We start from the raw sequence: 10,978 nt of genomic DNA, 5'->3' as shown, positions 1-10,978 counted from the left end.
CGGCGCGCCCCTCGGAACTCTCCCCGACTGCCGGGGCGCCCTGCGGCGTCCCGGCCTTTTTCTGTTCAGCCCAACTCGGCCCGTTTCGCCCGATAGGCGGCCACATTCGCCTCCTTCACCGGACCGAAACCACGCACCATCTGCGGCAACTCGGCCAGTTCCACGGCGCGGGCGTGGGTCTCGGCGGTGAGCGTATCGGCCAGCGCCGCCACCTCCGCCTCGAACTCCGCCACCAGCGCACGTTCCATGCGCCGTTCCTCGGTCCGCCCGAAGGGATCCAGCGCCGTCCCGCGCAGCCCTTTCATCGCCGCCAGCACGCGGAACCCGGATTCGATCCAAGGGCCAAACTCGCGCTTCGCCGTGCGTCCGGTGCGCGGATCGGTCTTCGACAGCACCGGCGGCGCCAGATGATAGCGGATCTTGTAATCCCCTTCGAAGGTCTCCGACAGCCGCGCCTTCTGCGCCGCGTCCAGATGCAACCGCGCGACCTCGTATTCATCCTTGTAAGCCATCAGGCGGAAGGCGGTCTGGGCCACGGCGCGGGTGAACGCCTCCCGGCCCAGGGGCGCCTCGGCGGCCTTGGCTTGATCCACCAGCCGCAGATAGCGTTTCGCATAGCGCCCCGACTGATAGCCGGTCAGGAACTCCGCCCGCCGCGCAATCAGCTGCTCGAGAGTTTCTTCCTCCACCGCGGCCTCCGGTTCCGGCGCGCCGCCCAGACGGTCCAGCAGATCCGGCTCCACCGCCGCGCGGCGGCCCCAGTCGAAGGTGGTCAGGTTGGCCTCACCGCCGCGCGCGCCCAGCAGGGCCTCGCGCAGGGCCTCGGCGCCGACCGGCACCAGCCCCTTCTGCCAGGCATAGCCCAGGATCAGCAGGTTGGTAGCAATCGCATCCCCCATGGTGGTCAGCGCCAGATCGGTGCCGGGCACCACCAGGCAATGCCCCTGCCCGACCATCCCCTTCAGCGCCTCCAGCCCAGAGGATTTGCGGAATTCCATCGCCGTGTTCTGCACGAAGCTGGCGTTCGGCGCCAAACGGTCATCCACCACCACCCGCGTCCGTCCCTGCCCCAGCATCGGCCGCACCTTGGCCGACCGCGCCACCAGCATGTCGAAGGCCAGCACCAGATCGGCCTCGCCTTCGCCAACCCGGGCCGCCGTCAGGTCATGGGCATCCGGCGCCAGCCGTAGGTGCCCGACGACCGAGCCGTTCTTCTGCGCCAGCCCGGTCTGATCCAGCGACTGCACCGCCAGCCCGTCCAGATGCGCGGCCCGCGCCAGCACCTGGCTGACCGTCAGCACCCCGGTCCCGCCGATCCCGGCCAGCATCAGGTTGTAAACCCCGTCGATGCGCGGCACCTCCGGGTCGGGCAAGGGCGCGCTATCGGTCTTCGCCTCGGCCTTGCCGGGTTTCTTCAGGCGGCCCCCCTCGACGCTGATGAAGCTGGGGCAGAACCCCTTCAGGCAAGACGTATCGCCGTTGCAGGACGACTGGTTGATCCGCCTCTTGCGGCCGAACTCGGTCTCTTCCGGCTCGATGGAGATACAGCCCGACTGCGCCGAGCAATCACCGCAGCCCTCGCAGACCAGATCGTTGATGAAGACCCGCTTGGCGATCTTCGGGAACTCGCCCGACTTGCGGCGGCGGCGTTTCTCGGCGGCGCAGACCTGGTCGTAGATCAGGACGGTGACGCCCTCGACCTCGCGCAGGTGACGCTGCACCTCGTCCATGTGGTCGCGGTGCCAGATGCGCACGCCATCGGGCAGCTGGCCTTTCAGCCGCTCGGGCTGTTCGGCCACCACGACGACCTCGCGCACGCCCTCGGCCAGCACCTGTTTCACGATCTTGGGCACCGACAGCTCACCATCATGGGGCTGGCCGCCGGTCATGGCGACAGCATCGTTGAAGAGCACCTTGTAGGTCATGTTGACCTGCGCCGCGACGGCGGCCCGGATCGCCAGCGCGCCCGAATGGAACCACGTCCCGTCGCCCATGTTGGCGAAGATGTGCTTCTCATCCGTGAAGGGCGACAGGCCCAGCCAGCTGATCCCCTCGGCCCCCATCTGGGTAAAGGTCGAGGTGTTGCGCCCCTCCACCCCGATCACCATCATATGGCAGCCAATGCCGGTGGTGGCGCGGCTGCCGTCGGGCAGACGGGTGGACAGGCTGTGCGGGCAGCCGGAGCAGAAATAGGGGTCGCGATCCAGCGCCGGTGCTGCTGCGGGGGCCTCGCCGGTCAGGATCGGCGCGGGCGTGGGCAGCGCGGCACGCATCGCATCGGGCAGGCGCGACAGCACCGCTTCCATGATCTCATGCGGGTGCAATTCGCCCAAGGCCGACATCAGCGGCGCGCCCTCGGGCGTCGTCTTGCCCGAAACGCGCGGACGGGTGGCCATGTTGAAGAGGATCGCCTTCACCTGATCCTCGATCACCGGGCGCTTTTCCTCGACCACGATCAGCTCGTCCAAACCTGCGGCGAACTGCGTCAGCCCCACGGGATCAATCGGCCAGGTCAGGCCCAGTTTCAGCAGGCGGATCCCATGGGCCGCCACGTCGTCCTCGGTCAGGCCCAGACGGGCCAGCGCGGCGCGCAGATCGAGCCAGCTTTTGCCCGCCGAGACGATGCCGATCTTCGCATCCCCTGCGCCAAACCGTTCGTCCAACCCGTTCAGGCGCGCGAATTCCTGCACCAGCGCCAGCTTCTTCTCGATCCGCGCTTCCTTGGGGAAGGGCCCGTCAGGCCAGCGCAGGGCGTGGGTGCCGGCCCCCTCGGGCAGCACGGCGGGGGTGTTCAGCCCCTCCATCGACACGGTGGCACTGCTTTCCACCACCTCGGTCTGGCATTTGAACCCCACCCAGGCGCCGGACGCGCGCGACATTTCCCAGCCCAGAAGGCCGAAGCGCAGGTAATCCTGCACCCCCGCAGGGGCCAGCACCGGCACCTGCACCGCGATCATGTCATGCTCAGTCTGATGCGGCAGGGTGGAACTGACGGCGCCGTGGTCGTCGCCCATCATCACCAGAACGCCGCCCCGGGGATCGGTGCCATCGGCATTGGCGTGGCGGATGGCGTCCAACGACCGGTCCACCCCCGGCCCCTTGCCGTACCAAAGCGCGAAAATCCCGTCGTAACGCACGCCGTCGAAGAGCGACGATTGCTGCGTCCCCCAGGCAGCCGTCACCGCCAGGTCCTCGTTCAGCGCGGGGTGGAAATGGATATGGTTCTCGGCCAACCCCTTGGCCGCCTTGGTCATTTCCCGGTCCAGCTGCGCCAGGGGCGAGCCGCGGTAGCCGGTGACATAGCCGGCGGTATTCAGCCCCGCCGCTTCGTCCCGTTGGCGCATCAGCTGCGGCAGTTTCGCCAGCGCCTGGGTGCCGGACAGGAAGGCGGTCTGCGCCATGTCGGGGGAGAGTTTGTCGGCTCGGCTCATCTGCTTGGCTTCACTTGGTCAGGGGAGAGGGTGGGGAGAGAGGGTCGTTTCATCGGGCAGCACGCGCCCCGGGTTCAGCAGCCCCGCCGGATCCAGCAGGGTCTTCAGGCCGCGCATCACGGCCAGTTCCCCGGGGCTGCGTACCAACGGCAGGTAGCCGGGTTTTTCCCGGCCCAGCCCATGTTCGGCACTGATCGCCCCGCCCGCACGCGCCACGGCGCCCAGCACGATCTCGGCCGCGCGGGCATGATCGGGGGTGTCGACGATGTAATGCAGGTTCCCGTCGCCCAGGTGGCCGAAGACCGCCGGGTGGGTCTCGGGCATCTCCGCCAGGGCGGCGCGGGTGTCCTCCAGGAAGGCGGGCATCGCGGCCACCGGCAGGCCGATGTCGAAACCCACGGGCGCGCGCATCGCCGCCACCGCCTCGCCACAACCCTCCCGCAGGGCCCAGAGCGCGGCGGCCTGCTGGCCGGAGGCGGCCAGGGTCACGTCGCTGATCTCGCCCGCGTCCATCGCCTGCATCAGCACGGTTTGCAGCGGCTCGGGGTCGGCGGTTTCCACCTCGGCCAGCACCTGGATCCCCTCGGGCGCAAACGGCGGGCGGTGGCCCTGCTCCAGGATGCGGGCAAAGATCGCCTCGTCCAGCACCTCGAAGGCGGTGACCGGCCCCGGCGCCTGACGCCGCAGCCGCGCCAGCAGGGCGGCGGCGGCGGGCATGTCGGGGGCGGCGGCAAACAGCGTCTGCTGCGGCCCCGGCGCGGGGCGCAGCGCCAGGCACAGCCGGGTGATGACGCCCAGCACCCCTTCGGAGCCGATGAACAGCTGCTTCAGGTCAAAGCCCGAGTTGTCCTTGGCCAGGGGGCGCACATGGCCCAGCACCCGGCCATCGGCCAGCACCACCTCCAGGCTGACCACCTGGGCGCGCATCATGCCGCTCTGGATCACGTTCAGCCCGCCGGCATTGGTCGCCGCCAGCCCGCCCAGGGTAGCGGACCCGCGCGCGCCGATGTCGACGCCGAAGGACAGCCCCTCGGCCGCCGCCGCGTCCTGCACCCGCTGCAGGGTCACGCCGGCGCCCGCGCAGACGGTGGCCGACACCGGATCGACGGCGCCCAGCACGTTCATCCGCTCCAGGCTGATCGCCACCTCCCCCGCGCGCGGGGTGGCGCCGTTCGACAGGCCGGTCAGCCCGCCCTGCACCACCATCGGCACACCATGGGCGCTGCAGGTGGCCATGATCCGCGACAGCTCGGCCGTGGTGGCGGGGCGAAACACCGCCTCGGGGGCCTGGCTGATGTTGCCGGTGGCATCCGCGGCATGGCGGTCGCAATCGACCCCGCGCAGCACCGCCAGCGGCGGCAGATCCTCCAGCGCCGCCCAGAACGCCCGGGGCAAATCACTCGTCATGTCAGCAGATCCCGTCATCGCATCCTGCCCATCCCGGCGCCATTTCCGGGCCGACGCCACGGCATGGGGACATTTCCGGTAGACATGGCCCCATGTCATGCGGTCTTATCCATATTTGTCAAACCTATTATTCTTTCAACGATCCTTTCACCGGAGCCGGGCTAGCAGATGAGCGTGAAATTCGGGCAAGTGGTGACCGCCGGTCTGGCGCGTCAGGTGGCGGATGAAATTCACGCCGCGATCCTCGATGGCCGGCTGAAGGCCGATGACCGCCTGCCCGGCGAGGAGGAGCTCGCCACGCGCTTCGGCGTCTCCCGCCCCACGGTGCGCGAGGCGCTGAAACGGCTCGCCGCCCTCAACCTCATCCATTCGCGCCGCGGCCCCACGGGCGGCAATTTCGTCAAGCGCCCGGAGCTGGAGGAGCTGGTGGAAACCCAGGCGACCTCGGCCATGCTGATGGTCGGCATGGGCGCCTTCGACATCGACGAGCTGATCGAGGCGCGGCTGGAAACCGAGGCGCTGTGCCTCGAACGCGCCTGCGACCTGCGCACCGAGGACGACCTGGCCGCCATGCGCGCGGCGCTGGCCCGCCAGGCCGACCCCACCCTGCCGGACACGGAATTCTGCGCCGCCGACGTGGGCTTTCACCGCGCCATCGTCGAGGCGGCGCACAACGCCCCCCTGCGGCTAATGATGACCACCGTCATCGAAAGCTTCATCCCGCTGCTGAACATGATCGTGGTCGGCCAGCGCAATCGTGCCGACACCCTGGCGCATCAGCAGAACCTGCTGGAAGCGGTCGAAGCCCGGGATGCACAACGGGCCCGCCTGGCCCTGGAACGGCTGCTCAGCCACCTCACCGACACCTACGCCGCGGCCCAGAGGGCCCGCGACGCCAAGCGGCCCGTCTAGACCCACTGGGGGCCGCCCCAACCCCGGAGGAATACCATGTCCGACACCTTCACCGCCCTGCGCATCACCGACGCCGGCGACCGCAAGACCCGCGCCGAGATGACCGAGATGACCCTGGCCGACCTGCCGGACCTGCCGGTCCTGGTCGAGGTCAGCCATTCCACCGTGAACTACAAGGACGGGCTGGCCGTCACCGGCAAGGGCCGCATCGCCCGCCGGCTGCCGATGACCGCGGGCATCGACATGGCCGCCACCGTGGTCGAAAGCGCCACCGAGGAATTCGCCCCCGGCGACAAGGTGATCCTCAACGGCTGGGGCCTGTCGGAAACCGAACAGGGCGCCTATTCCAAATTCCAGCGGGTGAAACCGGAATGGCTGCTGCCCCTGCCCGAGGGCTTCAGCCCGGAACAGGCCATGGCCATCGGCACCGCCGGCTATACCGCCGGGCTCTGCGTGCAAGCGCTGCTGGACTGGGGCCTGGACCCGCAGGGCGCCCCGATCCTGGTCACCGGAGCCGCAGGCGGCGTCGGATCTGTCGCCACGGCGCTGCTGGCCCGCCTGGGCTATTCCGTCACCGCCGTGACGGGCCGCCCGGAGACCCATGACTACCTGTCGAAGCTGGGCGCCACCGATTTCGTCGACCGGGCCGAGCTGTCGGAGCAGGGCAAGCCGCTGCAACCCGAACGCTGGGGCGGCGCGGTGGATGTCGCGGGTGGCCATACCCTGGCCAACGTGCTGGCGCAGACCTGCTACGGCGGCGCCGTCGCCGCCTGCGGCCTGGCCGAAGGCCCCTCCCTGCCCGGCACCGTGATGCCGCACATCCTGCGCTCCGTCGCCCTGCTGGGCGTCGATTCCGTCATGGCGCCGAAGCCGAAGCGGAAGGCCGCCTGGGACCTGCTGAACGAAAAGCTGGACCGCGATCTGCTGTCCACCATGTACACGGTCCACGGTTTTGACGAGCTGCCGGATCTGGCGGAGAAGCTGATGGCGAACCAGATCCAGGGCCGCGTCGTCGTCACCGTCTGATCCGCGCGCCCCCGGCCCTTTACAGGGCTCTGAAACGACAGATCCCCGGACCCGCCCCGCGCAGGTCCGGGGATTTTCTTTTGGCCCAATGGGTTACGTCACCCCCCTGCCCCATCACATGAAGAAGACCCCCGGTCCGCCCCCTGCCCCGGGCGCTCCGGCCACCGCCGGACCGCCCGGCCCGCCTGCGGCGGCTCACTCCTCGCCGTCCGCCTCGGGGGGCCCGCCCTCGCGGGCATCGCGATAGCCGCGCCGGGTCTTGGTCGCGGCCAGCTTCATCAGGGCGGTGACGGCCTCACCCTCATCGGCGTGGCGCATGGTCATGGACTGTCCGCGAAATCCGATCCGCCCCCATTCCCGCACCAGGGTCACGCCCCCGAACAGGTCCGGCTGCAGGCAGATCCGGTAGAACCGGCGCATGTTCATCTCCTCGTCGATCCGGGTCAGATCGACGCTAGTCGGGAAGACATCCAGTTGGTCAGGCTGATCGCTCATCTCGCGGCATCCTCGGGCAGTTCCCCCTCCTAGCAGCGGGCGTCAGGGGCCGCCAGTCATGGGCCCTAGAGATCAGAGTACAGCGTTTCTCGGGTCGCGTGACGAAAGCTGCCTAACCTTAACTAGCTACGCATCATCAGGCAGAAAATCGCGCAGCTTGGAAATCGGAAAGTTGTAACACCGCTCGTTTTCGGACTCGCTCTGAAGACCTTGCTTCTCGTAACTGTGGAAAGCCTTTCGGATAATCGCCTTGTCCTTCGTATTGAAGGGTATTCCTTCAATATCCTTAACCCAGTGCACGACGTGGAAATCGCCATCAGTTGGAAGATCAGGAAATCGCTCTATATCGCGGCGATAGATATGACCATTCACGATCCCACCCCTGGCAGGCCATTCATAATCGACAAAATAGGCGTCGGCCTGCTCCTTTATCGTCTCCCACCCCATGTAAGTAGAAAATTCGTCTGAGTATTTGCTTTGCGCTTTGCCGTCGGCCTCTTCAAATTGGCGCAGCATCGCCTCGTCGGTAACCCTGTCATAGACGACCATCCGAACATTAAGCCTATCGAGCACATCCGGTGTCTCGCGCAGGACCTGAACCAGGCCGCGACCTCGCTTGGCTTGAACCACCGCATTCCCCTTCCGCCGGGCAGACCAAAGCCTGTCAGCCATTGCCAGGTCAGCCTCTTTGATCTCGGACGCCCGAGCCCAGTAGTCCTCGAACATTCCAAGGATTTCAGGCACAACTTCGTCGTAAACCACGTTCGCTTCGCGCCATCCCCAAGGTTGCTCCTCACCACCCAACCCGTTGGACGACATGTTCGAAGACCCAAGGAAGGACAGATCGCCAACCACGCCGATCTTGGCGTGCAAGTCGTTCAACTGTCGAACCTCCGCGCCCTGCTCAAGAAGCCCGCGAATCTCGTCCGGGTTGGTCCCCCCGCTCATCAGATTGCAGACGGCTTTCATCTTGGTGCTGGCACCGATACCCAAAGCCTCAGCCGCCCCATTCCCCCAAAAGGCCACGGCAAACTTCGCGTTCTCGCGCGCGCCTATTTCTTTGCGAATGCGTTCAGCAAGTTGAGGGCCATCCAGGACATTCATATCATATCGCTCCTTTGAAGGCATAAATGTTCGAAATGCACCTTACAGAAACGACCCTAGTAAATCTCCCGTTTTCTACACCGCCGCATAATAGCTGACGTAGAAATCCGACATTATTATCCTTCAAGATAGACCCGATACATTCTTCTTTCTTTCGGTCAGGCCGGTAGAAACGCGTCCCCTGCCCTACAGCTCTTCGCGGGACAGAAGCCGTTCCAGTTCGGCCACGGCCAGTTCGACCACCTCGCGGTCCAGCTGGCGGCCCTTCAGGCGGATGGTCCAGCCGGTGCTTTCCTCGCCGAAGTCCAGCATCACGCCGCTGTTCAGCACCTTCTGCTGACGCGGCGCCTGTTTCTTCGGGCGGCCGCCCCGGCGGCGGTCGGGCTCCGGCGGCTCGACCTGTTCCAGGGCGGTGGCGATCATCTCCGCCTCCTCCTGGGGGGTCTGGGCCACCTTCTCGGCCAGGGCCGCGCGCAGGGTCGATTCCGCCCCCGCCCGCAGCGCCTGCGCCAGCTTCAGCCCGTCCTTCTCCTTGATCAGGTCGGGATAGGTCAGCATGTCGCCCAGCTCCTCGAAGATCAGGGCAAAGCTGCGGATCTTCGACCGCTTGGCCTTGGACGCCATCGGGAACAGCCCATCGACCGCCGCCTCAACGTTTGCGAAAGCTCCCTGCTGGCTGGCGATCACGGCGATTCGCCCGCGCTCGAAATGGCTCAGGCTGGCGCGGATCTCGTTCTCCTCGATCATCGCCGCAAAGGTGCCGCCCATGGCCTCCGGATCGCGGATCACGGCCTTGATCGCGTCGTACTGGCCCGCCTTCGGGTTCAGGTTGCGCAGCGCCTGCACGGCCCGCAGACGGCGGTAGCCCGACAGCAGCCCATAGCGGTAGCCGCGGGGGTCGTCGGGGGTGGCGAAGACCTCGATCGGCAGGCGCAACCCGTTGGCGGCGATGGACATCTGCAGCTCGGTCATCTCGGCGGCGTCCAGCACCACCCGGTCGCGCACCAGCGCCTCGGGGTCGATCTCGTCCAGCGGGATCTCCGCCATGACAAGGCCCCGCCCCTCGGCGTCGCGCAGCCGTTCGGCATCGGCATGGTCCTGGGCCAGCTTGGCGCGTTCCTCCGCCGGGCGGGCCTGATGGGCGCTGGCCTGTTCGGCGGCGACCTGCGCAATCGGCGCCGTTAACGGAGCGCGCGCGGCCCCGGTTTCGCGGCGAAACTCCTCTTCGAGCTGGGTGATCTCCTCGGTCGAGGGCGCCTGAAGCTTGCGTCTCTTGGCCATCTGTTACCCCTCCGCTTCGCTGCTGTCCTGGGTGGTGTCCGTCTCGGCCTCGGCCATCTGCTGATCCCGCCACCAGGTGCCGAGGATGACCTGCTTCACCTCCGCCCAGGTGCGGTCGAAGGTCTCCCGCCCGCGGACGTAGGTGTCGCGATTGAAGTCACGATAATCGGTCTCGTAGATGCCCGACACCTGCTCCCCGGCCTGGCCGACCATGGCGGTCAGTTCCTGCCGGTAGGTGGTCATGAAGTCGCCGAAATAGGCCTGGATCACATTCGCCAGATCGGTCTGCTGGGCGGCGTCGAAGCGGGTGATCAGGGCCCGCACGGCATCCCATTCGAACTGCATCTCCGGCAGCCCGTCCTGGCGGCGGATGCGGTTCTCCCCCTCCTCGATCGAGGCAAAGGTGGAATAGATCATGTCGAAGAAACGGCCCGTGGAATCGAACTCCAGGAACGACGCCCCGAGGGGCACCAGAAGGATGTCGGCGGCCGAGAGCGCGTTGATCGTCAGGTAGCCGAGGGCCGGCGGAGTATCGAGGAAGACCACGTCGTAGTCGTCCAGCAGGCCGGTGTCCTCGAAGGCATTCTGCAGGGCATCCCAGAGCGGCCAGGAGCGCAGCTGCATCCGCCAGACGGGCACCTGGAACTCGGACCAGTAGAGGTTCAGCTGGGCGCCGATCAGGTCGATATTGGGCCAGTGGGTCTTCTGGATCAGGTTTCGCGGCGAAACCGTTAACGCCTCGTTAAGGGTCTCATCAAAGGGAATCGGGTCCAGGCCCTGGGCGGCGCGGACGCGGTTTTCCTCCTGCAGATGGCGGGCGTAGTCGGCGGCCAGCAGGGGGAAGGCGGTCTGCCATTCATCCTCGACCTTGCCGCCCATGATCGAGGTCATGGACCCTTGGCTATCGAGATCCACGACCAGCACCTTGTAGCCGTCCAGCGCCGCCGACATGGCCAGATGCGCGGCAGTAGAGGTCTTGCCCACGCCGCCCTTGAAGTTGGCCACGGCCACGACCTTCGCCGGCAGGCCCTCGGGGCGCCAGGCGGAATATTCGCGGTTCGGATCCCCTTCCTCGGCGAAGTGATCGCGCAGGCGCAGCACCTCATCCAGGGTGAACCACTTTGAATTGCCGTCGCCGGTGCCCTGGGGCAGCTCGGGGTGGGCCTTCAGCACCCGGCGCAGATGACCGGCGCCGACGGGGATCAGGTAGCGGCACACCTCCCAGGTGGAGAACTTGCGCAGCCGCTTGGCGCCATCGGGGGCATAGCCGCGCTTGGCGAGGTCATCGCGGCCCCGGGCGGCGAAGGTCGCGGCCTTGGCGA

8 protein-coding genes are annotated in these 10,978 nt (G+C 67.2%); 2 read left to right on the top strand and 6 right to left on the bottom strand.

Features of this window, described 5'->3' with window-relative positions:
* Nucleotides 1-65 precede the first annotated feature (65 nt).
* On the bottom strand, nt 66-3,431 hold the full coding sequence (locus LC066_RS20005) for an indolepyruvate ferredoxin oxidoreductase family protein (protein ID WP_224902930.1): 3,366 nt from the start codon (nt 3,429-3,431) through the stop codon (nt 66-68).
* 18 nt (nt 3,432-3,449) lie between these two features.
* Nucleotides 3,450-4,838, bottom strand: coding sequence for an FAD-binding oxidoreductase (locus LC066_RS20000; protein ID WP_224902928.1), 1,389 nt, complete (start codon nt 4,836-4,838; stop codon nt 3,450-3,452).
* 168 nt (nt 4,839-5,006) lie between these two features.
* Here LC066_RS20000 and LC066_RS19995 point away from each other — a divergent pair, with 168 nt between their 5' ends.
* Entirely contained in the window at nt 5,007-5,750 is a 744-nt protein-coding gene (locus LC066_RS19995) for a FadR/GntR family transcriptional regulator (protein WP_222481290.1), read from the top strand.
* A 36-nt stretch (nt 5,751-5,786) separates the two neighbouring features.
* Nucleotides 5,787-6,776: an MDR family oxidoreductase gene (locus tag LC066_RS19990; protein WP_224902925.1), complete on the top strand. Its 990-nt coding sequence runs from the start codon at nt 5,787-5,789 to the stop codon at nt 6,774-6,776.
* Nucleotides 6,777-6,971: 195 nt separating this feature from the next.
* Here LC066_RS19990 and LC066_RS19985 read toward each other — a convergent pair whose 3' ends face one another.
* From LC066_RS19985 to LC066_RS19970, 4 genes are all read right to left on the bottom strand, one after another.
* Nucleotides 6,972-7,271: a WGR domain-containing protein gene (locus tag LC066_RS19985; RefSeq protein WP_224902923.1), complete on the bottom strand. Its 300-nt coding sequence runs from the start codon at nt 7,269-7,271 to the stop codon at nt 6,972-6,974.
* A 126-nt stretch (nt 7,272-7,397) separates the two neighbouring features.
* A complete protein-coding gene (locus LC066_RS19980; protein WP_224902920.1) occupies nt 7,398-8,375 on the bottom strand; it encodes a phospholipase D family protein in 978 nt (325 codons plus the stop codon).
* Nucleotides 8,376-8,561: 186 nt separating this feature from the next.
* The gene (locus tag LC066_RS19975; protein ID WP_224902917.1) at nt 8,562-9,656 is read right to left on the bottom strand and encodes a ParB/RepB/Spo0J family partition protein; all 1,095 of its coding nucleotides are present in this window, start codon (nt 9,654-9,656) and stop codon (nt 8,562-8,564) included.
* Nucleotides 9,657-9,659: 3 nt separating this feature from the next.
* Nucleotides 9,660-10,978 (bottom strand): AAA family ATPase (locus tag LC066_RS19970; RefSeq protein WP_224902914.1); only part of this gene is annotated, 1,319 nt, incomplete at its 5' end.

This window comes from Pseudooceanicola marinus (assembly GCF_020177265.1).
Classification (GTDB): domain Bacteria; phylum Pseudomonadota; class Alphaproteobacteria; order Rhodobacterales; family Rhodobacteraceae; genus Pseudooceanicola; species Pseudooceanicola marinus_A.
This window is presented reverse-complemented; position numbering and strand designations above follow the sequence as displayed.

Coding starts and splice junctions, on each gene's coding strand:
- LC066_RS20005 (WP_224902930.1), bottom strand. CDS start 3,431: ATGAGCCGAGCCGACAAACTCTCCCCCGACATGGCGCAGACCGCCTTC.
- LC066_RS20000 (WP_224902928.1), bottom strand. CDS start 4,838: ATGACGAGTGATTTGCCCCGGGCGTTCTGGGCGGCGCTGGAGGATCTG.
- LC066_RS19995 (WP_222481290.1), top strand. CDS start 5,007: ATGAGCGTGAAATTCGGGCAAGTGGTGACCGCCGGTCTGGCGCGTCAG.
- LC066_RS19990 (WP_224902925.1), top strand. CDS start 5,787: ATGTCCGACACCTTCACCGCCCTGCGCATCACCGACGCCGGCGACCGC.
- LC066_RS19985 (WP_224902923.1), bottom strand. CDS start 7,271: ATGAGCGATCAGCCTGACCAACTGGATGTCTTCCCGACTAGCGTCGAT.
- LC066_RS19980 (WP_224902920.1), bottom strand. CDS start 8,375: ATGAATGTCCTGGATGGCCCTCAACTTGCTGAACGCATTCGCAAAGAA.
- LC066_RS19975 (WP_224902917.1), bottom strand. CDS start 9,656: ATGGCCAAGAGACGCAAGCTTCAGGCGCCCTCGACCGAGGAGATCACC.